General features: G+C 68.6%; 21 protein-coding genes. 1 reads left to right on the top strand and 20 read right to left on the bottom strand.

Translation table 11 applies throughout. The features are described 5' to 3' along the window. Window positions 1–93 precede the first annotated feature (93 nt). The 19 genes from I004_RS0114925 to I004_RS0114840 form a co-directional block, all read right to left on the bottom strand. Window positions 94–360 carry a hypothetical protein gene (locus tag I004_RS0114925; protein ID WP_028436158.1) on the bottom strand — a complete coding sequence of 89 codons (267 nt, stop codon included), beginning with the start codon at window positions 358–360 and terminating at the stop codon, window positions 94–96. Between the two features lie 75 nt (window positions 361–435). Further along, a complete protein-coding gene (locus tag I004_RS34045) occupies window positions 436–1,560 on the bottom strand; it encodes a hypothetical protein (protein WP_051345051.1) in 1,125 nt (374 codons plus the stop codon). A 19-nt stretch (window positions 1,561–1,579) separates the two neighbouring features. Continuing rightward, the gene (locus I004_RS39485) at window positions 1,580–2,242 is read right to left on the bottom strand and encodes a hypothetical protein (RefSeq protein ID WP_158677039.1); all 663 of its coding nucleotides are present in this window, start codon (window positions 2,240–2,242) and stop codon (window positions 1,580–1,582) included. Between the two features lie 41 nt (window positions 2,243–2,283). Further along, window positions 2,284–3,495: a putative T7SS-secreted protein gene (locus tag I004_RS0114915; RefSeq protein WP_486580004.1), complete on the bottom strand. Its 1,212-nt coding sequence runs from the start codon at window positions 3,493–3,495 to the stop codon at window positions 2,284–2,286. Window positions 3,496–3,523: 28 nt separating this feature from the next. Next, a complete protein-coding gene (locus tag I004_RS0114910) occupies window positions 3,524–3,814 on the bottom strand; it encodes a type VII secretion target (protein ID WP_028436156.1) in 291 nt (96 codons plus the stop codon). A gap of 194 nt (window positions 3,815–4,008) precedes the next feature. After that, window positions 4,009–5,271, bottom strand: a complete 1,263-nt coding sequence (locus tag I004_RS34040) for a S8 family serine peptidase (protein ID WP_486580003.1) — start codon at window positions 5,269–5,271, stop codon at window positions 4,009–4,011. Between the two features lie 113 nt (window positions 5,272–5,384). Next, a complete protein-coding gene (locus I004_RS0114900; protein WP_028436154.1) occupies window positions 5,385–6,776 on the bottom strand; it encodes a hypothetical protein in 1,392 nt (463 codons plus the stop codon). A 21-nt stretch (window positions 6,777–6,797) separates the two neighbouring features. Beyond that, window positions 6,798–7,127 carry a hypothetical protein gene (locus I004_RS0114895; protein WP_028436153.1) on the bottom strand — a complete coding sequence of 110 codons (330 nt, stop codon included), beginning with the start codon at window positions 7,125–7,127 and terminating at the stop codon, window positions 6,798–6,800. Between the two features lie 397 nt (window positions 7,128–7,524). Next, window positions 7,525–8,997 (bottom strand): hypothetical protein, encoded by a 1,473-nt coding sequence (locus I004_RS0114890; protein WP_158677038.1) that lies wholly within the window; start codon window positions 8,995–8,997, stop codon window positions 7,525–7,527. A 20-nt stretch (window positions 8,998–9,017) separates the two neighbouring features. Continuing rightward, complete coding sequence (locus tag I004_RS0114885) at window positions 9,018–9,353, bottom strand: hypothetical protein (protein WP_028436151.1); 336 nt, start codon at window positions 9,351–9,353, stop codon at window positions 9,018–9,020. A 420-nt stretch (window positions 9,354–9,773) separates the two neighbouring features. Then, on the bottom strand, window positions 9,774–12,107 hold the full coding sequence (locus tag I004_RS0114880) for a molybdopterin cofactor-binding domain-containing protein (RefSeq protein ID WP_028436150.1): 2,334 nt from the start codon (window positions 12,105–12,107) through the stop codon (window positions 9,774–9,776). A 172-nt stretch (window positions 12,108–12,279) separates the two neighbouring features. After that, window positions 12,280–14,229, bottom strand: a complete 1,950-nt coding sequence (locus tag I004_RS40320; RefSeq protein WP_051345048.1) for a 2Fe-2S iron-sulfur cluster-binding protein — start codon at window positions 14,227–14,229, stop codon at window positions 12,280–12,282. Next, window positions 14,226–15,086, bottom strand: coding sequence for an FAD binding domain-containing protein (locus I004_RS0114870; RefSeq protein ID WP_051345047.1), 861 nt, complete (start codon window positions 15,084–15,086; stop codon window positions 14,226–14,228). The genes I004_RS40320 and I004_RS0114870 overlap by 4 nt, the downstream gene beginning before the upstream one ends. Window positions 15,087–15,421: 335 nt before the next feature. Beyond that, on the bottom strand, window positions 15,422–17,173 hold the full coding sequence (locus I004_RS0114865) for a beta-N-acetylhexosaminidase (RefSeq protein ID WP_106965355.1): 1,752 nt from the start codon (window positions 17,171–17,173) through the stop codon (window positions 15,422–15,424). Between the two features lie 53 nt (window positions 17,174–17,226). Next, the gene (locus tag I004_RS0114860; RefSeq protein WP_028436147.1) at window positions 17,227–18,057 is read right to left on the bottom strand and encodes a carbohydrate ABC transporter permease; all 831 of its coding nucleotides are present in this window, start codon (window positions 18,055–18,057) and stop codon (window positions 17,227–17,229) included. A gap of 17 nt (window positions 18,058–18,074) precedes the next feature. After that, window positions 18,075–19,001 carry a carbohydrate ABC transporter permease gene (locus I004_RS0114855; protein WP_028436146.1) on the bottom strand — a complete coding sequence of 309 codons (927 nt, stop codon included), beginning with the start codon at window positions 18,999–19,001 and terminating at the stop codon, window positions 18,075–18,077. Window positions 19,002–19,030: 29 nt separating this feature from the next. Next, a complete protein-coding gene (locus I004_RS0114850; protein ID WP_028436145.1) occupies window positions 19,031–20,332 on the bottom strand; it encodes an extracellular solute-binding protein in 1,302 nt (433 codons plus the stop codon). 313 nt (window positions 20,333–20,645) lie between these two features. After that, window positions 20,646–20,951: a DUF3039 domain-containing protein gene (locus I004_RS0114845; protein WP_028436144.1), complete on the bottom strand. Its 306-nt coding sequence runs from the start codon at window positions 20,949–20,951 to the stop codon at window positions 20,646–20,648. A gap of 11 nt (window positions 20,952–20,962) precedes the next feature. Beyond that, window positions 20,963–21,610 carry a YqgE/AlgH family protein gene (locus tag I004_RS0114840; protein ID WP_028436143.1) on the bottom strand — a complete coding sequence of 216 codons (648 nt, stop codon included), beginning with the start codon at window positions 21,608–21,610 and terminating at the stop codon, window positions 20,963–20,965. 369 nt (window positions 21,611–21,979) lie between these two features. Here I004_RS0114840 and murA point away from each other — a divergent pair, with 369 nt between their 5' ends. Next, window positions 21,980–23,299 (top strand): UDP-N-acetylglucosamine 1-carboxyvinyltransferase, encoded by a 1,320-nt coding sequence (gene murA, locus I004_RS0114835; protein WP_028436142.1) that lies wholly within the window; start codon window positions 21,980–21,982, stop codon window positions 23,297–23,299. Window positions 23,300–23,598: 299 nt separating this feature from the next. Here murA and I004_RS0114830 read toward each other — a convergent pair whose 3' ends face one another. After that, complete coding sequence (locus tag I004_RS0114830) at window positions 23,599–23,880, bottom strand: HU family DNA-binding protein (RefSeq protein ID WP_028436141.1); 282 nt, start codon at window positions 23,878–23,880, stop codon at window positions 23,599–23,601. Window positions 23,881–24,311: the final 431 nt, after the last annotated feature.

Below are 24,311 nucleotides of genomic sequence, written 5' to 3'. Positions count from 1 at the left end.
TTCCCAGGCCGCGAATGCGGAGGCCTGGCGTGCCCTATGTACGGCATTTCAACTGAGCGTGTTCCGGCCGCGGTTCGGGCGGGATGAACCCGATCAACCGCTCACAGTTCGGCTGAGGGCCAACGCAGCCAGCAGCAACGCAAGCCCGCCGCCCGAAAGGGCGACCTTCTGCCGACGCCATCCAAGGAAACCGAGCACAGCGGCGACGGAGACCAGCAAGGTCACGAGCAAACCGCCGAAAGTGAAGCCGCCGGTGAGCAGCGCGACGATCAGAATCGCCCAATACCCGAGAGCGAACAGACCTCCGGCGGCGAGCCCGGTCACGTAGAAGAAGCGATAGGGGTCCGCCTCGCGGTCCATGTAGCGAATTCCTTCCCTTCGAGTGCAGTAGATCGATTCGGACGAGGCGGCCGAGTGGGGGCAGACCGGCCATCCTCAGCCGAAGTCCGACAGAGACCTGGCGCCGTTGCTGCGCGAACAGGCGGAAGTGACAGTGACCGCAATCTGCGACTCCGCTACCGATGCAGAGACTTGGACATCAAATGCACCACCGGCTTCATCATGCACCGACCAGGAAACCTCCCGAGCCTGGCCAGCTGAGGCGTGGCTCGCATCAACGTGTCCAGTTATCAGATCCGCTGCTCGCTGGAGTGCAGTTTCGATGTCCCGGGACGGCAACCTGCCTATGTGCCAGGTGTGTTTGGCAACGCATGCCGACCTGAGCCCCTTATTCCAGCACTCCTCGCATACGGTTGCGCTCAGCCTGTCTCCGTCGTCGAGCGCCGGCCTATGAACCTGCAACGTGTCCATAATGCGACTGGATTGCCAGTGCAGCGCGGCAGCCATGTCGTCACTCACCGAAGGCTTCTGAGGCACGGCTGAGATCGCCGTCATCCGCCGATACTCAGCGACCTCCTCATCGGTTGTCCAATCGATGGTTCGAAGGATCTCCGCGAAGAGCTCGGAGTACAAGTCCCAGTCATCGAGCGAGGTTGTGCTCATTTCAAATAGGAGGAAATCTGTCCCATGTGGAACCGGGACGTAGGCCTGGATGATATTCCTGGGCACAGTATGCGTTGCACCGTCAGGCGACAGCTCAGCGGGCAAGGGAATTGGGGCTGCCGCTATACGAGTTACAGCCCACACGCGTGGAAGCTGCACGGTCCGGATGTCGTCATCAGGAAAGGCTCTCTTGAGTGTTCCCTCAACGGCTTCACAGGCAGTCAGCTCATCCTGGGCCTCATGGGCGACGCGACTCACCAGAACAGTCGCCATGCTCGGTCGGCCATCGATGTCCAGAAAGGCCATGCCCGCATACACTGCGTTGGCCGTCTCCACCAACTGCGCCACGATTTGGAACAGGATTACCGCAAACTCTGCCTGATCGTCGCTGGTGCGGTTTTCCAGGACTGCACGCGAGAGGTCACAGACCTTGTCGACCAGGTCATCTTCATCGACTGCTTCGAGTGGCAGATCTTGCATAAATGCTGGCATGATCCACCCGAGCCGGGCTTCGCTTGAGAGGTTCACTAGTTCCAGCCCCCCGTCTATCGTGAACACAACTAAACTTCTGCACGCATCAAGGTGGTGGAATGGGATCAGTGACCTTGAGAGTCCCCGGGAAAACTTCCTGGAACTCCGGAAACCCAAGTGCCGATTCGGCATTGAGCGTCATCCAGGAACCATCAGTGAAGCCGAACTGATAGCCACCCCGATCCAGCTTCCTTCGGGTGTCCCGAGTCCACTGCACGTTACGGCGGTCTTGCTGCCACCCTGACTCCGCGACCTTAGCAAAGGCTTCAACGCCTGAGGCGTCTTGCACATAGAACATCACGAGGCGCTTTTCCGTTACCGCAAGAAAGCTCATGAACCGCGTTTTCGACGACGCTTGCGTAGCAACGAGCAACTGCCCGCCCATACTTTCCCACGACCCGAATTGCCAGGAATCCGTTATATGACCCGGCCGGGCGGAGGTCGAGTTCTGCCGGAGCTTCTCCCGTTCATCGGGAGTGGAGGGTCGCTTGGTGTCATAAGGCTGTGAAGACCTCCCAGTAAGAAGGTTGAAAGGCCACGCCACCGCTCGCCTCAAAGCGGAGCTCGATCGTTCATGCCCCACAAGAATCTTCGGCTGCCGGGAACTGGAGACTTGGATTTCAGCGTCAGGTCCATCAGCGACAGCGAACAGCCCGACCAAACGCTCTCCCTGAGCGAACTCCTCTGCCCAGGCGGTCACCTTCTCCACTACCGAAGGTTCAAGCCATTTCCTTGCCATGTATCAACCTCTCAACTGGCCAGGGCCCCGTGGAATTTATTGCCGTCGGGGGACTTCCCTGCATTTGCAGATTCACCACCGTCGGTCATCCGGTCGTATACCCCGTACGCAGCAGACCCGCTCTTGATGGCTATCTGCGACACTCCGTTGAAAGTCTCGGTCGCGCCCTGAGACATCTCTTTCCCGAAACGGCCGAGTATCTTTTGCGTCGGCCCTGTAATGAGGTGCCTCTGCGAAAGGGAGTCACGTGTGCGGAGGCCGGCCTCCTTAGCGAACTGCACAAACCTGCCGCCCCCCGTGGTCGCAGGCTTGATCAATTTCCCGGCTGCACCGATGCCGGGCAGAACGCCGAAGGCATCCAGGCCAACCTTCCACCCGGGGGTGCCGTTCCCTCTCGCGTTTCCCATCCAATGTCCGGCCATTGCTCCCGCTGCACATACACCCGCCGCAACGGCCAGCACTCCGCCGGCGACGTTCCCGACCACAGGAATGAACTGCAGGGCCAAGGCTGCAGCGCCGAGACCGGCAGAGATATTGGACAGCAGGTCCGCGTTGTCCACCAGCCAGTCCTTGAAGCCGTCCCACGCGCCCTTGAGGCTGTCGGCCATGCGGTCCCAGAAGCCCAGGTCCGGCGGGTGGTTCTCCGAGGCCTCCAGGATCGCGCGCTCGGCGTCACCTGCACGATCCTTCCAGTTGGCGTGGATGCTTTCGCCCTGGCGGATCAGTTCGTCCAGGCGGTCGTTGGCCGCCATGGCCTCCCGGCGGGCGTTCTCCAGCTGGGCGTTGATGCTGTCGGCCTTTTCGGCGTCCATCGACACCCCGAACGACCCCTCATACTTGTCGTAGAGAGCTCGGTGATGCGCGTTCTTCTCGTCGGCCCGCTTGCGGGCCTCGACCGCGTCCGATTCCAGCTTCTCGGCCCGCTGCTGGAACGTCTCCAGCTTCGACTGCCATCCACGCAAGGCCTTTGCGCACTCCTGCATGGAATCGGTGCCCTGCTTCAAATACTTGGGCAACTCGCCGAGCTTCTTGGAGAACCTCTCGGCAGCCTCGCCCTCCCACCAACTGCCCTGCTCTCCGGCCTTCTTGATCAGCTCGTGCAGTTCGTCGAGTTCCTCGCCGACAGCCTTGACGTCCGAGGCGAGGAAACCCAGGGCCTCAGTGTCACCCTTGGCCGGATTGAACCCCAGTCCGGGCCAACTTGCGTCGTCCTCGATGAACATGCTGCGCCATGACATGTTGCCGTCCCCCTCACCCCTTGCCGAGGCTCTTGGCGTTCGCCTCGTCGCCGGCCTTGTACGCCTCTATCGTTGTCTTGAGCCGGTCTTTGATGTCCTTGGACGCGTCCTCGATGCGCTTGATCCCGTCCTCCCACTCCGACTGGAAGGTGTCACAGGCATCGTCGAGGCCGTCCGTGCCAAGCGTCTTGGGTCCGACCTTCTTCAGACGATTCCGTGCCTGCTGCATGCGCTCACTGGACTCGCCCAGCTTGTTCAGCACATGCTCGGCACGCTCGATGTCGATCCGGAAATCTGCACTCACGGCTTCGGCTCCCCCCGTTTGGTTGCCGTTGTGTTGGAAAAATGTTGGAGGCGCAACGCTAGGCCGCCCACTTATGGGGTGTCCACCGGGTCTACGGAGTGCTCAGCGCGACCGCATCGATCGCCACTCGCGACCCGGAGGGTCGTTTGTTGAGACGAGGCTCCGGGTCGCGAGTGGAACAACATGACGCTCTGTCAGTTGTACGGCGGTTGCTGAGGCGGAGCCGTCGGCTGCGGGGCGTACGGCTGCTGTTGGTGCGGGGGCTGACCGTAGCCGGGGGCCTGACCGGGCGGGTACGGGTAGCCGCCACCCGGCATTCCGGGGCCGCCGGGGCCATTGTTCCGGTTCCTCTTGCGGCGGGACCTCGCAATGAGGAGTACGACGCCCACGACCAGAAGGAGGACCACCACACCGATGACGGACCAGATGATGACGAATTCCCTGTCGGCCTGCTCCTGAAGCTCCTGGGACTCCCGCTCCTTCTCCGCGACCTTCTCGTCGTTCTTCAGCTGCTGCGGAACGGAAAGGGGACCATATTTGGAGCCCTTGGGGATGTCCTTCTGGAGCGCCGCGAGGGGGCGGAGTGCGCCGTAGCCGTACCGCTCGTCCGGAAGCTTCGCGCCCTGTTCCGAGGCGGGCATAGCGGCTGTCGTCGTCAGCCGGTTGACGATCTGGCCAGCGGTGAAGTCGGGGTGCTTGGATCGGACGAGTGCCGCGGCGGCCGAGGCGTAAGCGGTGGAGTCAGATGTCCCAGTGCCGTAGACGTAATGATCGCTCCTCTCGCCTCCGGCTGTAAGGACACGTGTTGCAGGGGCTGTTAGTAGCGTCTTCCGGCCCCGATTAGACTTCTCCCAGATGGTTCCGTCTTGCTTTACACCGCCAACCGGGATGGCTCCAGGATACGCAGCCGGGTACTCAACAGCTCCACCAGAGTTTCCGGTTGAGGCGAAAATAGGCACATTCCTCTTCAAGGCATATGCAACTGCATCAGCCTCATCGCTGTCCTTGGTATCGTCACCCAACGAAATATTGATCACGGAAGCTCCGTGATCAACTGCATATTTGATCGAGTCACCCAAACCGTCAGCGTTCAACCGGATTGGGAGAATCTTGGCTTCTGGTGCAAGGCCCATGATGCCGTCGGCATTTCCCGAACCATGACCGTGGCCAGCGATCATTGCCGCCATCCCCGTGCCGTGGTCCTCTCCCCGTTTCGGATTCGCGAGCCCGCCGTCGACGAAGTCCCTGCCCTTGAGTACGTTTCCCTTGAGGTCAGGATGCTCAGCATTGACACCGTCATCGATGACTGCGACGGTCTGGCCCTTGCCCTTCGTGATCTTCCAGACGGACTTGGCATCCAGCGCGTCAAGCACCCATTGCTTGTCTCTCACGTCATCTGCTGTGGCTTGGGATGACGAAGCGAATACCAGTACCCCAGCCAGGACTGCACTGCTCACGACGCGCAGGGTCCGCGTGATGCCCATCTGTCGAGTCCTCTTTTCGTAGCGGAGGGGGTGCGGCCGTTGGGCCGCACCCCCTGCGTGGCACTCCGTAGTGTGCCCGTACTTGGTCAGCCGATCGTGGGCGGGGCTACGTCCCGCCGCTCGGGCATCCAGGTCTCCTCGTCCTCGACGAGGTAGTCCGGACGCTCCCCCTGGCTCCGCTCCCCTTCCTTGCGCCGGGAGTTGTTGCCTGCGACACCGCCGCCCATGACGCCGGTGGCACCGCGGCCGCGCTCGCCAGCCATCACACCGCCACGGCTGGAATGCAACCCTTGACCGCCCTGCCGCGCAGCGCCCTTGCCCTGCTGCGGGGTGTCAAGCGTGCCGCCCCGCTGGCGCGCCAGCGGACCCCGGCCGGCAGCAGCGCCACCAGCCTTGCCCCCGGCTCCGCCCGCTCCTCCGGCACCAAGACCGCCGGGAACGCGACCGCCGACGCCCCTGCCGGTACCCGCGACGCCACGGTTCCCGGACGTCTGGCCGACGTAACCCGGACCGCCGGGAACGCCGCCACCCATACCGCCGGAACCTGCACCACCAGGCCCGCCGCTTCCCGGCACGCTGGTGGTTCCTCCTGCCCCCGGGCCACCAGGACCGCCGGTGGCAGTCGGAGTGCCGCCCGAGATCCCGTCCACCTTGGTGCCCGCAGCAGGTACTCCTGCAGCTGGCGAGGTCGACTTCGGCGTGCTCTTTCCGACTGTGCTTCCAGTCCTGGACGCGCCGGGGGCTGCGCTCCCCGGACCGGATTCGCCAGGGGCCACAGGGACCGGAACAGGGGCAACGCCTCCGGGGTCCCCCGGGTAGTCCTCACGCTCGTTGCGGGGCGGCGGCTTCTTGTTCCACGTCCCCATGGTCTTCGCCTGGGACGTATAAGTAAGCGCCAACGCCTCCATGTGCGCGGCGGCCTTCAGCTGCTCTTCCTTGCCGGCCGAGAGGTCGCCGTCGTGGTTGTCCAGAGCCTGTTGCGCACCCTGGTTCCCCTGAATCTCGCCCTTCCACTTACTGTCGTCGCGCGAGAAGCCGTCGCCGATCTTGTCCATCGCGCTGCCGAAGCCACCCGGCTTTTCAATCGCATCGACCTTCGGCTTGATCTCGCTCAGCTTGCTGCCGACGTTGCGCATCACGGTGGAGGTGCGGGTCGCGTACGTGGCGCAGTCACCGATGGACTTGCTGATCTTCTTCGCCTTCTTGGCGAACTCGTCGGCAGACTCGCCCTCCCAGTGCTGGAGGATGTGGTCGACGGCCTTGTCGAAGTCGCCCTTGACACTGCCACCACCGCCGACGAGACGGTCGTGGATGTGCTGCCACGCGTCGGCCACATCGAGGACGAGTCCCGGGTTGGCCTCGGCGAGCATCGCCTTCATCGAGTCGATGTCTTCCCCGGTCGCGAACGGGGTCTTGACCTCGCCCATGTAGCACATGTTGCTGTCGGTGAACTGGGGGAGCCCAGTCTGTTCACCCATGTCGTCCTCGCCCCCTGACCGTTAGTTCCCGGACCCTGAACGTCCGCCGTTCATGCCGTACTTTGCGTCGTGCTCGGCGTTCTGGTACTTGCCGTGCGCCTTCTTCGTGTTTGTGCCGAACTCGTCGATCAGCTCGTGCAGAACCGTGATGATCTCCCGGATGTGGGTCTTCATCTCGCTGTGCGCATTGTCGATGTCGGTTTGCTCGGCGAAGCCCTTACCCAGCGCATGCTTGGGGAGGTCCGTGCTGTACTGACTCTTCGTCACCGACTCACTCATGGCGGTCGTCACGCGACTGAGCTTCCGTACCGTCTCCTCAAGTTCGCTGAGGTCGACTCGCATCTCACCCACGGCTGCGCCTCCCCGTTCCTTCTCCGTCATGCGTCTGCGCCGCATCCACGCGGGCACGCGTCGGTGACTGCGGCCCGCCCATCGACGGGGGCCGGTAACAGTCGACACCCATCGTGCCTCACTCAGGTATCACGTACACCCTAGTAACTGCCACTGACAGCCGATCACTTCGCCCCCGCCCCACCAGGCAGTACCGGTCCGGAATCCGGCCGCGCAGCCGGTTGTCCCGCCACACTGCGCAGACCTGCTGGTGGGCGGGGAAGCGGACTTCTCCGCTCGGCGGACAAGGCGCCCGAACGTGCTGCGCACAGCACGGCCGTGACGGATCAGTGATACCGGATCGTGATACGGAAACACGCTCCGTGCCGCAGCCCGCCTGCCTCGCCGCCCCGAGAGTTCAGATGTCCTTGTCGTCGACGAAGTAGTCCGGAAGCTCGGCGTTGCCCCTCTCATACTTCGTGGGCCGGTTGTCGGTGTACTCACCGCCGAGGCCGACTCCACTGACCCCGTTGCCACTTCGGCCACGATCGCCCGCAGTGCCGCCGCCGCGGCTGGAGTGGAGCCCCTGACCGCTCTGCCGGGAAGGGCTCTTGCCCTGCAAGGGGCTGGCGGAAGTGCCACTGCTCTGAGGCGCCACCGGCCCGCGCCCGGGGACGCCACCTTTGCTCCTGTCCCGGGCTCCTCCGAGTCCGCCCATGGTTCCGTGATCAGCACCGAGCCCGCCGGGAGCGCGCGCACCGGGAACGTGTCCATGGGGTATGCCTCCATCGGGAGCGCGCCCTCCGCCACCCCTGCTCGCCGCGGCATCTCCACGCGCGTCCAGCGCACCGGCACCCCTGCCCGTCACCTCACGACTCCCCGACCCCGGGCCGGCAGAGCCCAGACCTCCTGGAACACGCCCCGCAGCACCGGGATTCGGGCCCGTGGAGACGCCGAAGCCGGAGATGCCGACCGCGGGTGCGCCCCCGTTCGCGCCGCCGGGACGCGGGCCGGTGGCAGTGCCGCCCGAGACTCCGTCCCCGTTCGTCGACGCGGCGGAGGCTGTGCTCGCAGCGCCCTGCGACTTCGTCTCCGCTGTCGACTTCGGCGCCGCCGCACTCTGCCCTGCGTACTTGCCGCTCGTAGCGATGCCGGGAGGCACCGGGCCCGCGCCTCCCTGTTCAGGGGTCACGTCCACGGGAACGGGAGCCACACCCCCCGGATGCCCCGGGTAGTCCGCCTGATCCTGAGTCCCGGACGGCCGCCTCCACGACCCCATGGCGATCGTCTGCGACGAGTAGGTCATGGCCAGGCGCTCCATCAGGGCCGCCGCCTTGAGCTGCTCCTTCTTGCCCGCAAAACCCTTGCCCTCGCCGTTCAGGGCTCCTTGCACGCCACGGTTGCTCTGGATCCCGTCACGCCACCCTCCGCCGTCGGGTGAGGGGCCGATCCCCAGCAGATTCTTGGCGCCGGCGAACCCGTCAGGCTTCCCGATAGCGTCGATCTGCGGCTTGATCTCGTTCAGCCGCTCGCCCGCGTTGCGCATCGCGACGGAGATGTAGTCGGCGTACGCCGCGCCCTCGGCGATCTGCTTGCTGAGCTTCTTCGCCTTCTTGGCGAACTCGTCGGCGGCCTCGCCCTCCCAGTGCTGCAGGACGTGGTCGATGGCCTTGTCGAAGTCGCTCTTGACGCTGCCGCCGCCGATCACCAGATCGTCGTGAATGGCCTTCCACGTGTCGGCGACGTCGAAGACCAACTCCGGCCTGGCATCGATGACCATGTCCTTCATCGAGTCGACGTCTTCCTTCGCCGCGAACGGGGTCTTCACCTCGGCGGCGATATCCATGTCGCCCGTGTCGGCGTGGTTGCCGGGGCCGGCCTCGTCACGCATGTGGTCCTCGCCTCCGGCCATCAGTGCCCTGACCCGGACGGGTCACGCTCACCGTCGATGCGGTACTTCGCATCGTGATCGGCGTCCTGGTACTTGCCGTGCACCTGCTTCGTCTTCGTTCCGAAGTCTTCGATGAGCTCCTCGAGCGCTTCGATGATCTCTTCGACCTCGGCCTTCATCTCGCTGTGTGCGACGTGGAGTTCTTCCTGCTCGATGAATCCTCTGCCGAGCGCTCCTGCGGGCAGGTATGTGCTGTATCTGCTCTTGGTCACCGAGTCACCCATGGCGGTCGTCAGACGACCGAGCTTGCGTACGGTCTCCTCGAGTTCACTGAGGTCGACTCGCAACCCACGCACACCTGGCGCCCTCCCCGTTCCTTCGCAGCCATGCGGTCAGCGCCCACCGGCCACGGTTGCCGCGCGCGCCCACGCTTCTGATCAGTTCGCGGACGAGCGGGCCGGGCGCCGGCGCCCAACCTGTAGCAGGACACCTTAGTGACGCCGACTGACAGCCCGTCAGTTCCGAAGCAACTCCCCCTGAACAAGCCGGAATCCGACCCGGTGAGCGGTTGTTCCCCCACAACTGCGGCGACTTGATCGACACCCTCTGAAGCGGAGTCCACGACGAGGCACTCAGGGAGCACAAAAGCCCCACTTCACCCTTGCGTCGACGGAACAGCGATATCTGATCGTGACGTCGCGGATGTTTGCCGTGCGGGCCGGGCGCGCGGAGGCAAGCTGGGAGCGGACGTCCCAGATACTCCGAGGGAAGCGCCCTCAGCCCCCCACTGCCGTCTGCGGACGGATCGGCAGCCGGTTGACCGGCATACCCGTGGCCGCGCGGACCGCCGCCGCGACCGCCGCCGGGGACGTGACGACCGGGACCGCGGACGCGGCCTTCGCGCCGAAGGGCGCCACCACGTCCTGTTCCTCGATGAGTTGGACGATGCGGATGTCCGGGGCGTCCAGGGCGGTCGGCAGCGCGTAGCCCGTGAAGTCCGGCTGGCGTACGACGCCGCGGTTGATGCGGAGGTGCTCGGTGAGGGCCGCGCCGACCCCCTGGGTGATGCCGGCCTCGATGCGGGCGTTGAGCTGGCGCGGATTCAGTACGCGTCCCACGTCCTGGGCGATGGCCATCTCCACGACGCGGATCGAGCCGAGTTCGACGTCGACGTCGACGACGGCACGCACGGCGGCGAAGGCCAGCCCGACGAAGGCGTCGCCCTGACCGGTCTCGTCCAGCGCCTCCGTGGGGTGGGGACGGCACTGGGCGGTGGCCCACAACTCCTTGTCCTCCAGCGCCTCGACGACCGTCGTGGAGAGAACACCGTCGTAGGAGGTGATCTTTCCGTCGGCGATCGTCAGCAGCTCCGTGGACATCCCGAACTTCGCGGCGAGCGGCTGCAGCAGCTGCGTGCGCACCATCTTCGCCGCACGTTCGACCGCTCCGCCCGAGACCCAGGTGTGCCTGCTGTGCGAACCGGCGCCCGCGGGCGGCTGGTCGGTGTCCACGGGCGCGACGTGCACTTCGTCGATGCCCAGCGTCTCCTGCACGATCTGACGGGCGAGGGTCGTGAAGCCCTGCCCCGTCTCGACGGCGGCGCACATCACGGTGGCCACGGGCCCGTCGACCTTCACCGTGGCGGTCGAGACCTCGTCGGCGCCCTCCGCACCGAGCATGTGGACCATGCCGAGCGCGTAGCCGACTCCGCGCCGCACCGCGCCCGGTTCGCCCGCGCCCTCGGGCCCGCCCGGCAGCAGCCAGTCGCGTTCGGGGCTGTCCTTGGGCAGCAGCGGCAGCGGCGACTCCCGTACGGCGGTGAGGAGTTCGGCCACGGGCGCCGGGCAGGTGACGGTCTGCCCGGTGGGCAGCAGGTCGCCGGTCGCCAGTACGTTGCGCATGCGCAGGTCCGCCGGGTCCATCTGCAACTGGGCGGCCAGCTTGTCCATTTGGCCCTCGTAGGCCGCGCACACCTGCATCGCACCCTCGCCCCGCACATGGCCGGACGGCGGGTTGTTCGTGCGGACCGCCCAGCCGTCGATGGTGGCGTGCGGCACGACGTACGGGCCGGCCGCGAAGGAGACGGCGGCGGCGAGCGCGTCGGCGGTGGTGTCCGCGTAGGCGCCGGCGTCGAGGAGGATCTGCGCCTCGACCTTCAGCAACCGGCCCTCGCTGTCCGCGTGATGGCGGTAGCGCAGCAGGGTGGGGTGGCGGTGGGCGTGTCCGAGGAAGGACTCCTCGCGGGTTGCGGCGATCTTCACGGGGCTGCCGGTCTTCATCGCGAGCAGGCCCAACGGCACCTGCAGACCGGTGTCTTCGCGGTCGCCCATGGCGCCGGGGACACCGGTCACGACGACCTTGACCTGCTCGGGGGGCAGCCCGAAGCAGGCGGCGGCCAGATCGCGGTCGGTGTGCGGATCGGTGGAGGCGGTGTAGATCTCGACGCCGCCGTCGGGACGCGGCACGGCGAGCCCGGCCTCGGCGCCGATGGGTGCCGGGTCCTGGCGGCCGATGCGGTAGAGGCCGTCGACGACGATGTCGCCGGTGACGTCCTGGTCGCCGAAGCGCAGCGGGATGTGACGGATCAAGTTGCCGTCGGGGTGCAGCGGTTCGGCCTCGAAGGACTTCTCCGGGTCGGTGACTGCCTCGAGCGGCTCGTACTCGACGGCGATCGCCGCGGCCGCCAGGCGTGCGGTGTCCGGGTGGTCGGCGGCCACGGCGGCGACGGGCTCGCCGAAGTAGCGGACGATGTCGCGGGCGAAGGCGGGCTGGTCGGCGACCTTGCGGCCGTGGCCCGCGTCGCCGGGCACGTCCTCGTGGGTGACGACGGCGTGCACGCCGGGAAGCGCGGCTGCCTGCGTGGTGTCGATGGAGACGATCCGGGCGTGCGGGTGCGGCGACCGCAGAACCGCCGCCCACAGCAGGCCCTCGGCCCACAGGTCGGCGGCGTAGGGGAAGGTGCCCTCCGCCTTGGCGGGAGCGTCGGCCGAGGGGAGGGACGCGCCGATTCCGTGCGTGACCGGGCCGCCGTCGGCGGGATCGTGCGAGAGCGGTGTGCCCTGGGCGGGAGTCGCTGTGACGGCGCCGGGGCCGTCGGCCGTGCTGGTCATGCCGCTGCTGCCTTTCCGCGCCGTCCCTGCACGCGGTGATCCATTACGCCTCGCCCCGGTACGTCTCGTTCCCGTACGCGGTGGTCCTGCATGGGCCGTCTCCGGGGACGATGCCCGTTCCGCTGTTCCCTGACGCGGCGCTCGTGGGGGAGGGCCGCGGGCTTCCCGCCTGTCATGCGCCGCCTCCCGGGAAGTACGCGCCGCCCGCGCCAGGACCCGCCTGGTGCGGGATGCGCGCGGATCCGTCCGCCCACTCCTGTTCGTACGCCTCCGCTTCGGCCTCCGCCTCCGCCTCCTCACGCGCGGCCTGTTCGGCGCGCTCGGTGACGACGGTACGGACGGCGTCGAGGACCCCGCGGTAGCCGGAGCAGCGGCACAGGTTGCCGCAGATCGCCTTGCGGGTCTCCAACTCGCTCGGCGCGTGGTTGCCCTCCAGCAGATCGTGCACCGTCATGGCGAGGCCGGGCACGCAGAAGCCGCACTGCACCGCCCCGGACTCGGTCAGGGCACGCTGCACGTCGGAGGGCACGCCGTCGACGGCCAGGCCCTCCACCGTGCGGATCTCGCTGCCCGCGGCGGTCGCCGCCGGGACGAGGCAGGAGGCGACGAGCCGGCCGTCGACCTGCACGGAGCAGGCGCCGCACTCGCCTTGCGAGCAGCCGTCCTTGGCGCCGGCGAGGCCGAGGCGCTCGCGCAGCACGTAGAGGAGGGATTCGCCGATCCAGGCGTCGGTGACGGGACGGTCGATGCCGTTGACGTGCAGGACGTAGGAGACGTGGGGGTGTTCGCCGCCGAGCTCGGGTGCGAGCTCGACCGGAGGCTCCTCGGAGACCTCGGTGTCGGTGGCCGATTCCGCGGCCACCCGGCGGTCCGCGGCCGCCGCATCGCCGCCGCGTCGGTCGCCGTTACCGGAGGGTGTCTCCTGCGCGGGTACTTCGGAGGCGGGGGCGGCTGCCGGGGGTGCGGCCCAGCTGTCGCCTGCCGCGGTCGCGCCCTGTTCCGCGTCCGACGGCCCGTCGGCCGCCGGGCCGTCGGTGCGCGAGCCGTCGGTGCCGGGGGCGTCCACGACGACGGCGGGGCCGGACGAAGGTGTGAACGGCAGTCCGGAACGCACGGTGCCCATCGGCGGCCGGGATTCGGTGTCCTCCGCCTCGTCGGCGTGGTCGGTGGTGCCGGCCGGCGCTGCCGACTCGTTCGTCTGCGGCGCCGTGGTGCGCATGCCCGCCACGTCCTCCGGAGCGGGAGCCCCGGCCCCGGCGCCCGGTACGGCCTCGTGACCGTCGAAGGGCACCTGCCGCCGTGCGTGCGCCTCTTCCAGGTGCGCGTCGCCGGCGCCGTCGTGCTGACGCTGTCCGGGAGCCCGCTGCGGTGCCGCGGGACCGCTGAACTGCTCGGCAGATCCTATCGGTTCCGCTTCGCCGGCGGTGATGCCGCCGCCCGTGCCGAGGGGGCGCCGCTGCGTGCGGGCCTCGTGCGAGCCGGCGAGCGCCGCTGCGGCACCCTGGCCCATTCCCGGGGCGGAGCCGTCCTGCCCGTACTGACCACCCGGCTCGGTGCCCGGGTGGCCGAACGCCGAATGCCCGCCCGGCTGTTGTCCTTGGTGCTGCGGGTACTGCTCCTCGTACTGCTGACCGTAAGGAGGCACGTCGTGCGCGCCCGGGGCTCCTGTCCCCTGCCCGAACGGCATGGCCCACTGCCCGCCGTAGGCCGGGTCCTCGGCCGCGCCGGGCTGCTCGGCCAGCTGCGGTCCGGCGACCTCGGCGGGGTCGAAGGGCGGCGGCGTGTAGCCGCCCTGGCCCGTGCCGGGCGCGGCCAGCGGTCCCCAGGCCTCCACTCCGGCGCCGGGAGGCGGCAGCGGACCGGCGGGCAGCTGGACGAAGGCGGTGGCGTCCTGGTCGGACTCTCCGCCCCAGCCTCCCTGCGGGTACGAACCGTCCTGCGGATACGGATACCCCTGGTCCGACTGCTGTGCCTGCGGCGGCTGTTGGCCGTAGTCGCCGTAGCCCTCGTCGGTGTACTCACCGTAGCCGCCGTACCCGTCTCCGTACTGCTGCCCGTACCCCTGCCCGTACCCGTATCCCTCGCCCTGCGCGTTGGGATCGTGCGGGCTGCCGTTGCTCATGCGAGCGCCCTCCCGAGTCCTCGGCGGGCCAGTGTTGCCACCGTACGCCGCAAGTGGAAGGCCGCGGGCGGAAGTGCGGGAGCCTCACCGCCCTCTTCGGACGGGGCGGGGTCGGGGATGCACGCCATGGCGACGTAGTCGCCGAAGGCCGCCAGAGCCTCGGGGGCGAGTCCTCGCTGACCGTCCCAGTCGATCAGCGAGGCGATCCAGCGCTCCGCCTCCAGCGGACGCAGCGGCATGGGCGCCACCGCGCCGACGGCGCAGCGAACGCCGCGCTGCACCGGGTCCAGGACGACGGCGACGGAGGCCATCGCACGGCCCGGGCCGGTGCGGCCCGTGGCCTTCAGGAAGGTCTGCGGTGCGTGCAGCAGCGGCACGCGGACATGCCCGACGACCTCGCTGGGCCGCAGCATGTCCACGCTCGCGAGCAGATGGCTCACCGGGATCTCGCGCCGTGAGCCCTCCGGGCCCGCGACGACCAGGGTGGCCTCCAGTGCCGCCAGCACCGGCAGGGTGTCGCCGGTCGGGTGGGCGCTGACGACGTTGCCGCCGAGCGTGCCCGCGTTGCGGATCTGGGGCGGCCCCGCGGCGCGCGCACCGGCCGCCAGCGCGGGGATGAGGGCGGCGAAGTCGGGGCGTCCCATGCGCGCGTGTGTGAGGCCGGCGCCGAGAAGCGCCTCCCCGTCCAGGTACTGCCAGCCGCGGATCTCGCTGATCCTTCCGAGTCCGACGAGGGCGGCGGGGCGGAGATGGCCGGCGTTGACTCCTGTCATCAGGTCCGTGCCGCCGGCCACGGGCACCGCGGCGGGCACCGCGGAGAGCGCGGCCACGGCCTCGTCGAGCGTGGTGGGCAGCATGACCGACGGCACAGCCTGTGGCGCATGTTGTTCATGCTGTGCTTGCGTGCTCAATCCAGCCGCCCCTTCCCCGGTCGACCCGGCTGCTGTGCCCGTACGGTACGTGCTCACCGGCCGGACGAGGCAACTCTGGCACATCTCGGCGGGCAGTCGGACCGGGGGCCCGGTATGGGCTGTTCCGTCAGCTGACATCACCCTCGTCCCCTGTCCGGAACTCGGGCCCGTAATCCCCAGCTCACACGGGCAAGCGATGAATTGCCACCCTCGGGGACTCTTGTGCGGATCACCGATCCTGTGCGGACTTTCGTGCTACGGACCACACTCGCGACGTGCGGTTACGCGGAGGTGTCCGGCCGCCCGGCCCGGGGCCCTTTTCGCGGGCGGCCCGCAATGCCGGGGCGGCGCTGCCACGGGTGCGGGCCACCGGGCGGCCGGAAGGCCACGCCCATCGCCTCCAGGCGCGCGTAGTGGGCCTCCGCCATGCGCCGCTCGAAGTCGGCGAAGTCACCTCGGGCAAGCGGCGGCGACCAGGCGACCTCCGCGAACGCGGCGAGGCGCGGGAAGATCTGGTAGTCCACGCGCTGCTGGTTCTCGGCGCACTCGGTCCACATGTTGGCCTGGGCGCCGAGCACGTGCCGCTCGTGCGGCGTCCCCGCCAGTTCCGGCGGCACGGGCTCGTACTCGTAGACGTCGCGGAGCGTGCGCACGTACCCGAGCGGCACCGGCTCGTTCGCGCCGCCGTCCTGCCGGTGGTCCAGGTACAGCTCCTGTTCCGGGCACATCACGACGTCGTGCCCGGCGCGCGCGGCGGCCACTCCGCCGGCTCTGCCGCGCCACGAGGAGACGGCGGCACCTTCGGCGAGGCCTCCCTGGAGGATCTCGTCCCAGCCGATGAGGCGGCGGCCGCGCCCGGTGAGCCAGCGGTCGAAGTGCTTGAAGAACCATGACTGGAGCGCTTCCTCGGCCGCCTCGCCCGCGGTGGACCCCGGCCCGGGCGAACCGTCGGTGATCCCCAGTTCACGCATGCGCGCCCGCGCGGCGGCCGACGCACGCCACTGGTCCTTGGGGCACTCGTCGCCTCCGAGGTGGATGAAGCGGGAGGGGAAGATGTCCAGCACCTCCTCCAGCACGCCCTCGTAGAAGCGCAGCACATGATCGCCGGGGGCCAGCACGTTGGGACTCACGCCCCAGTCGGTCCACACCTCCAGCGCGGACGTGTCGACGACGTCGGTGTTGCCGAGCTCCGGGTGGGCGGCGATCGCAGCCTGTGAGTGGCCCGGGATGTCGATCTCCGGCACGACGGTGATGTGGCGGTCGGCGGCGTACGCGACGATCTCCCGCAGGTCCTCCTGGCTGTACCGGCCGCCGTGCGCCCGCTCGTCCCAGAGCGGCTGTGTCCCCGGCACTCGGCCTCCGTGCCCCACGCGACTGCGGGCGCGGGTGCCGCCCACCTCGGTCAGCCGCGGGCGGCTGCGGATCTCGATGCGCCAGCCCTGGTCGTCGGTGAGGTGCAGATGCAGGACGTTGAGCTTGTGCGCGGCGAGCAGATCCAGGGTGCGCAGCACGCCGTCCTTGGGAGTGAAGTGCCGTGCCACGTCGAGCATGTAGCCGCGCCATGCGAAGCGAGGACCGTCCTCGACGATCACCGGCGGCACGCGCCAGCTTGCCTCACCCGGCGCCGTGCGGGCACGCCGGTGCGCCGCGGGGCCGAGCAGTTGCCGCAGCGTCTGCGCTCCGAGGAAGACCCCGGCGGGTGCGCCTCCGGTGATGCGAAGACTGCCGTTGCCCGCCCGGAGCACATAGCCTTCCGGGCCGAAACGGGCGGCGACAGTCTCGTCGGTGCGCAGCACGAGCTCACCGCCGTCGCCGTCCCGCGCCTCGCTCCGGCCGCCCGCGGCGCCCGCACCGCCCGGCGGCAGCGGTGCGCCCGTGGCGGGCGTGAGCGTGCCGCGCAGCCAGCGGGCCGTGTCATCCGTGCCGGGTCCGGCGTCGAGCGTGGTGTGCGGGCCGAGGACGAAGTCCGGCCCGCCGCCGTCCTGTTGGGGCGTGACGGATCGGGGCGCGGGGATCAGATCCGTGTACGGCACGTGCAACGCCTTTCGTCGGCAGGTCGTCGGCAGGCCGGTCGCCCGGGTGACGGTCAGTCCTTCACGGCGCCCCCGAGCCCGGAGACCAGGCGGCGGTGCACGAGGAGGAAGAAGACCAGCACGGGCAGGGTCATCACCGTCGACGCGGCCATCACCCCGCCCCAGTCCGGGGTTTCGGTGTCGAAGAAGACCAACAGGGCCATGGGCAGCGTGGAGTTCTCGGTGGCGGAGACGATGAACGACTTGGCGAACAGGAAGTCGTTCCACGTCGAGATGAACGAGAAGACGCTGGTGGCCACAAGTCCGGGAAGTACCAGGGGAAAGAGGATCTGCCACAGGAACCGCGCGCGGCTCGCGCCGTCGATCATGGCCTGCTCCTCCAGCGCTTCCGGTACGGCCTTCACGAATCCCCGCAGCATCCAGACGGCGAACGGCAGTGAGAAGGCCAGGTGCGGAAGTATCAGCGACAGCAGGGAGTTGAGGACTCCGGAATCGCGCATCAGGAAGAACATGGGAATGGTCAGCGCCTCGACCGGCACCATCTGCGCCGCCAGGAAAAGGATCAACAGGGTGGTACGGAACCGGAATCGGAATCGCGCCACGGCCGTCGCCGCGAGAAACGCGATCAGGGCCGATGCCACCACCACCGTCCCTGCGACGAGCAGGCTGTTGAGGAAGTAACGCCCGAAGTCCTGCTGCCCGAAGACGCGCCGGAAGGCGTCCAGGGAGGGATTCAGCGTCCAGGGCACCGGATGGGCCGAGCGCACTTCTCCGGCGGGCTTCAGGGCCGAAAGCACCATCCAGTACAGGGGAAAGGCGACCACGAGTGCGACGGCCACCGCCGTCGCCTCCGCGGCGAGCCGCCACGCCCTGGTCCCCCGCATTCGCGGGCGCGGTGACGTCACAGTTCCTCGCCCCTCCGCCGCAGCAGCCGCAGATACACCAGAGTGACGCCGAGAAGCAGGAGCAGCATCACGACACCTATCGCCGAACCGAGGCTGTACTGCGAGGAGGCGAAGGCCTTCTGATAGGCGTACACATTGAGCACGAGGTTCTGGCCGGCGATGCCGCCGCCGCCCGTCATGACATAGATCTGCGTGAAGATCTTGAAATCCCAGATCACCGACTGGATCGTCACCACGAGCAGAATCGGCCGCAGCATGGGCGTCAGCACGCTCCGCCAAGTGCGCCATTGCGAGGCCCCGTCGAGTGCCGCCGCCTCCAGCACCTCGGCCGGTACGGCTCTGATGCCCGCGTACACGGTCACCATCACCAGCGGGAACGAGCACCACACCACCTCGAGGAAGACCAGCGCGAAGGCGCTCATCCGCCCGTACGTCCAGGAGAAGTCCCCCAGCCCCAGCACCCTGTTGACCGGCCCGAAATCGGCGTCGAAGAGGAACACCCAGACCGTGGAACCGGTGATGGCCGGGGTCGCCCACGCGCCGAGAGCCGCTGTCGTCACCAGGAGCCGCGGCAGCGCCCGTACCCGCGTGAGCAGCACCGCGAGGGCGCAGCCCGTGGCGAGGGTGCCGAGCACGCAGGCGGCGGCGAAGAGCACCGTCGCCAGCAGGACCTGCCGGAACTGGCCGTCCGCGAAGAGTTCGGCGTAGTTGCCGAGACCCCGGAACGATGTGGGCTCGCCACCGCTGACCTGTGCCTGGGTGTACTCCAGGAGCGAGATCAGGCCCAATTGGTAGACGGGATAGGCCAGCAGAGCGGCGAGCACCACGAGAGCGGGAGCCAGATACAGCCACGGGGTGAGGCGCCCCTGTCGTACGGGCGGATGCGGTGGCCGGCGGCCCGCCCGCGGCGTCACCTCGGCCACGCTCGTCCGCGGTGCCGGGGCGAGGGCGCTCACTCGGCGAACGCCTCGTCCATCTTCCGTGCGGCATCGCCGGCCGCCTCGTCCACGCCGGAGGTCTTCCCGGCGATCTGCTGGAACATCGTCGGCAGTACGAGTGAGGCGTCGATCTCCGCCCACGCGGGTGTGGCCGGCACGAACTCCGTCCCGGCGTCGAGGGTTTCGACGAACGGTTCGACGAACGGCTCCTTCCGGGCCGCCTGTTCGCGCGTGTCGGTGAAGGTGGGCAGGAATCCCATGGCGTCGAAGAGCTGTCGCTGCGTGGCCTTTCCCGCCAGTTCCCGCATCAGCTCCACGGCGAGGGTCCGGTGCGAACTGCTCTTCAGTACGCCGATGTTGTTGCCGCCGGCGAAGGCGGGGGCGATGCTGCCGCGTTCGGTGCCGGGCAGCGGCACCACGTCGTAGTCGCCCTTGACTTTTCCGTCGTCCATCGCGCGGCGGTTGAAGTCGCCGGCGACGACCATTCCGGCCTTGCCGGCCGCGAAGGCCTCGACGTTGTCGTTGCCGCCCATCTCCGCGCACTTCGCGGCCGGGCAGTTGTCGTCGCCGAACAGGCGGGTGTAGGCGGTGATTCCGCGCTGGGCGCGTGCGCTGTCGACGGCGGCGCGTAAGGTGCCGTCCTTCTGCTTCGTGGCGAGTTCGCCGCCGTGCGCCCAGATGAACGGCAGAGCGCCATAGGTGTACGCGCCGCCCACCGCGATGCCGTACATGCCGGGCCGCTCCGCGCGTATCCGGCGTGCTGCGGCGGCGACTTCGTCCAGCGTCCGGGGCGGCTCGATGCCCAGGTCGCGGAAGATGTCCGTGCGGTAGTAGAGGGCGCGCACTCCGACGAAGAACGGAGCGCCGTAGACCTTGCCGCCGACGGTCACCGACTTCCTCGCCGTCGGATCGACCTCGCGGGCCTCCGGCCAGTCGGCGAACTCGGCGCTCACATCGGCCAGTCCGCCGTCCTCGACGTAGCCGGCGGTGTCGGTGTTGCCGTACTCGATGACATCGGGCGCCGACGCCGGGTCGTTGAAGGCTCCCTTGATCTTCTCCGCGCGGCTGTCGACGGGGATGTACTGCACGTCGACGCGCACATCGTCGTGGCGCTTCTCGAACTTCCGCACGACGCCCCGTACGACGTCTTCCTTCGGCTTGTTGCCGACCTCACGGAAGAGCCACACCCGCACAGTGCCGCTCTTCTCGTCGTTCCGGGGGCCGCCGCCGGACGTGGAGGGCGCGCAGCCCGCCAGCAGCGTCCCCGTCAGTGCGAGTGCCGCCAGCGATGCGGCGGTCCGTACGGTCGACTTCACGGCGAGTCCCCCAACCCTCATAGGGCATTGCAGAATTCGCAACGCAAGTTCCGCGTCGCACAACCGCACAGGAGGTTACGAGCCGTCACCCGCCCGGGCAATAGGTCTCGACCAATCCGTTTCCCGAGTGCGCCCGGAAGCACGCGCGGAAGCGCACGCAACAGCGCCCGCCCCCACACACGCCAGCGCGCCCCGTCCGTCCCGGAAAGAGGGACGGACGGGGCGCACTGTGAGCCTTGCACGGAGAGCCGGACGGGCCGAACGGTCCTGACAGGAGGGTCAGCGCCGCCGCTCTCGCGCCGGCGCCGGGCAGTTACTTGCCGCCGCCCTTGCCGTCCTTGCCGCCGCCCTTGCCGTCCTTGTCACCGCCGGAGCTCATCGTCTCGTAGATCTCCTTGCACATGGGACAGACCGGGTATTTCTTCGGGTCACGACCCGGGACCCAGACCTTGCCGCAGAGCGCCACCACGGGAGTCCCGTCCATGGCGCTCGCCATGATCTTGTCCTTCTGGACGTAATGGGCGAACCGTTCGTGGTCGCCGTCTCCGTGCGATGTCTGCGGGGTCGGCTCGACGAGCGTGCCGGTGCCCGTACCGCGCTCAGGCTCAAGAGTGCTCATGCGGACCAAGCCTAATTCAGCGAGGCATCGTCCGGGTATGTGGCCACCATCGCCAGTTCACTGCGCTGCCGCCGCAGGACGGACCGCCACAGACGCTCCGGCGACGGCGAGGAGACGTCGCCCGGCTCGGACTCGACGACATACCACGCGCCCTCGGACAACTCCTTCTCGAGCTGACCCGGGCCCCAGCCCGCATACCCGGCGAAGATGCGCAGAGAGCCCAGCTCGGCGGCGAGCAGCTCCGGCGGCGCCTCCAGATCGACCAGGCCGATCGCACCGTGCACGCGGCGCCAGCCCAGCGGCCCGTCACGCCCCTCCTCGCCGGCCGCGCCCGAGGGTCCGCCACCGTCCTGCTCGGCCTCCGGCCGCTCCCCGTCCGCGTGCCCGCTGCCCTGCGACGCGGGGACCACCGCCACGCCCAGCGCGGCGTCCAGCGAGACGGGCCCGCCCTGGAAGACGACGCCGGGCTCTCCGGCGAGCGCGGCCCAGGGCTCCAGGATGTCGCCGACGTCGACGGGCGTGGGGCGGTTGAGCACCACCCCGAGCGAACCCTCCGCGTCGTGGTCGAGCAGCAGCACCACGGCACGGTCGAAGTTCGGGTCGGCGAGCACCGGGGTGGCGACCAGCAGCCGCCCGGTGAGCGAGGACACCTCGGTCATGCGGCAATGATCCCGCACGTGGGCCTTCCGTGGGAGCCAACGGCCGGATCCGGAACCCGGGATGGGACGTCTGCCCTGGTCACCAGCCGTGCACCGAATCTCCGCAGATTCCGCGCACAAGCACCGGCACACCCCCGCACGATCCACCCCGTATCCGCAACCGCGGTCACGGCCCGGACGCTGCTCCTCCACACAACGTGATGCCGCTCACCCCGTGTGCGGCCGGTCCCGCTACGGCCCGTACGCGCCGCTGAGCCATCACCATTACGATTGTCCTTCGTCCTTGCCCCGGAGCTTCTCCAGGGGCCGGCCGGGCCCACGAGGCCCCGAATCATCTGCCCCGAACCGTCTTCAGGAACGCGGAGATCCATGACCGACGACGTCCTGCTCGTCCACGGCGGCACACCGCTCGATGGCGAGATCCGTGTCCGTGGCGCGAAGAACCTCGTTCCGAAGGCGATGGTCGCCGCGCTGCTGGGAAGCGAGCCGAGCAGGCTCCGCAACGTCCCCGACATCCGCGATGTGCGGGTCGTGCGGGGGCTTCTGCAACTGCACGGCACGACCGTGACCGCCGGTGAGGAGACCGGCGAGCTGGTACTCGACCCTTCGTACGTCGAGAGCGCGAACGTCGCCGACATCGACGCGCACGCGGGCTCCTCCCGCATCCCGATCCTCTTCTGCGGCCCCCTGCTGCACCGCCTGGGGCACGCCTTCATCCCGGGCCTGGGCGGCTGCGACATCGGCGGCCGTCCCGTCGACTTCCACTTCGACGTGCTGCGCCAGTTCGGTGCGACGATCGAGAAGCGAGCCGACGGCCAGTACCTGGAGGCGCCGCAGCGGCTGCGCGGCACCAAGATCCGCCTGCCGTACCCGTCCGTCGGCTCCACCGAGCAGGTGCTGCTCACTGCGGTCCTCGCGGAGGGCTCCACCGAGCTGAGCAACGCCGCCGTCGAGCCCGAGATCGAGGACCTCATCTGCGTGCTGCAGAAGATGGGCGCGATCATCTCGATGGACACGGACCGAACGATCCGCATCACCGGCGTGGACAAGCTGGGCGGCTACACCCACAGCGCTCTTCCCGACCGCCTCGAGGCCGCCTCGTGGGCGAGCGCGGCGCTTGCCACCGAGGGCCAGGTCTTCGTGCGGGGCGCCAGCCAGCGCGAGATGATGACCTTCCTCAACACCTTCCGCAAGGTCGGCGGAGCCTTCGAGGTCCTCGACGAGGGCATCCGCTTCTGGCACCCGGGCGGCCCACTGAAGTCCATCGCGCTGGAGACGGACGTGCACCCCGGCTTCCAGACCGACTGGCAGCAGCCGCTGGTCGTGGCCCTCACCCAGGCCACGGGCCTGTCCATCGTCCACGAGACGGTCTACGAGTCCCGTCTGGGCTTCACCTCCGCGCTGAACCAGATGGGCGCCCACATCCAGCTCTACCGCGAGTGCCTCGGCGGCTCCGCCTGCCGCTTCGGGCAGCGCAACTTCCTGCACTCCGCGGTGGTTTCCGGGCCGACGAAACTGCAGGGGTCGGATCTGATCATCCCCGACCTGCGCGGCGGATTCTCGTACCTGATCGCGGCGCTCGCCGCCCAGGGCACCTCCCGCGTCCACGGCATCGACCTGATCAACCGCGGCTACGAGAACTTCATGAAGAAGCTCGCGGAACTCGGCGCCAAGGCCGAGCGCCCCTAGCTAGGACCTGTCCGGCGGATCTTTGAGGACCAGCCCGCGGCGCCTGGTGCGTGCGATCGCAAGGCGGAGGCTCATCCTCGTACTGGGCGTACTCGGATGACTCCGACAACGCAGCGAGCGTGCGTGCCAGGCGTCGCGGGCCCGAGAGGATCCGCCGGACAGGTCCTAGCCCGGGGCCCGTACGGCCGCGGCTCCGGCCCGGCCCGAGGCACACGAAGGGCGGTCACCCTCACTGGGGTGACCGCCCTTGTCGTGCGTGGTCCGGGACGGCCGTGAGCCGTGCCCGGCGAGTGGGCCGCTTACTTGCCCTTCGCGGCTTCCTTGAGCTTGGAGCCGGCCGACACCTTCACGCTGTACCCGGCCGGAATCTCGATCGGGTCGCCGGTCTGCGGGTTCCGCGCGGTCCGGGCCGCACGGTGCGTGCGCTCGAAGGTGAGGAAACCCGGGATGGTGACCTTCTCGTCGCCCTTGGAGACGACCTCGCCGATGGTCTCGGCGAGGGCGGCCAGAACGGCGTCGGCGTCCTTACGGGTCACCTCGGCGCGCTCGGAGAGAGCGGCCACCAGCTCACTGCGGTTCATAACTCGTTACTCCCGTGTTCTTCTTGCCGATGAGGCGTGAGATCGAAGCCGATGCTGCCAGGGCCCTCGGACAGTCCCCTGACCAGGGTCTGCTTTGAGACCCTCCCGCCCCTTTGGGGAATCCCCAGGACGAAGTCCCCCGGGAACGAATCCTGCCCCTACGTGCGGCGGGAAAGCCAATCCGGAACGTTCTGACAGCTGCGGAGTCACACGAGCGGCGGCGAAGGCCCCGCTGTGCTGACGCCCCACAGGCTTGTGTCTGCCGCAACCCTAGAGGGGGCGCCGTGACCCTGCACCTCGCGACGCGCCGTGCCGCCACGGGGTGAGCGCCGTCACCCCTGACCGCTCACGGTCCGAGCTCACCAGGCCGTGCGTACCCCCGATGGGCCGCGCAAACCGCCGAGTAGCACGTGAGGAGCTCCGCTGACGCC

The organism is Streptomyces sp. TAA486, assembly GCF_000426165.1.
The sequence above is the reverse complement of the archived record's forward strand: the minus strand, read 5'-3'. Positions and strand labels throughout refer to the sequence as shown.

What these genes read in the sequence shown, in the direction of transcription:
- I004_RS40320 (WP_051345048.1), bottom strand. Translation starts at nt 14,229, where the DNA reads ATGAGCAACGGCAGCCCGCACGATCCCAACGCGCAGGGCGAGGGATAC.
- I004_RS0114925 (WP_028436158.1), bottom strand. Translation starts at nt 360, where the DNA reads ATGGACCGCGAGGCGGACCCCTATCGCTTCTTCTACGTGACCGGGCTC.
- I004_RS0114845 (WP_028436144.1), bottom strand. Translation starts at nt 20,951, where the DNA reads ATGAGCACTCTTGAGCCTGAGCGCGGTACGGGCACCGGCACGCTCGTC.
- I004_RS0114870 (WP_051345047.1), bottom strand. Translation starts at nt 15,086, where the DNA reads ATGCTGCCCACCACGCTCGACGAGGCCGTGGCCGCGCTCTCCGCGGTG.
- I004_RS0114915 (WP_486580004.1), bottom strand. Translation starts at nt 3,495, where the DNA reads ATGTTCATCGAGGACGACGCAAGTTGGCCCGGACTGGGGTTCAATCCG.
- I004_RS0114900 (WP_028436154.1), bottom strand. Translation starts at nt 6,776, where the DNA reads ATGGGTGAACAGACTGGGCTCCCCCAGTTCACCGACAGCAACATGTGC.
- I004_RS0114840 (WP_028436143.1), bottom strand. Translation starts at nt 21,610, where the DNA reads ATGACCGAGGTGTCCTCGCTCACCGGGCGGCTGCTGGTCGCCACCCCG.
- murA (WP_028436142.1), top strand. Translation starts at nt 21,980, where the DNA reads ATGACCGACGACGTCCTGCTCGTCCACGGCGGCACACCGCTCGATGGC.
- I004_RS0114860 (WP_028436147.1), bottom strand. Translation starts at nt 18,057, where the DNA reads ATGCGGGGGACCAGGGCGTGGCGGCTCGCCGCGGAGGCGACGGCGGTG.
- I004_RS0114830 (WP_028436141.1), bottom strand. Translation starts at nt 23,880, where the DNA reads ATGAACCGCAGTGAGCTGGTGGCCGCTCTCTCCGAGCGCGCCGAGGTG.
- I004_RS0114880 (WP_028436150.1), bottom strand. Translation starts at nt 12,107, where the DNA reads ATGACCAGCACGGCCGACGGCCCCGGCGCCGTCACAGCGACTCCCGCC.
- I004_RS0114890 (WP_158677038.1), bottom strand. Translation starts at nt 8,997, where the DNA reads ATGCGTGACGAGGCCGGCCCCGGCAACCACGCCGACACGGGCGACATG.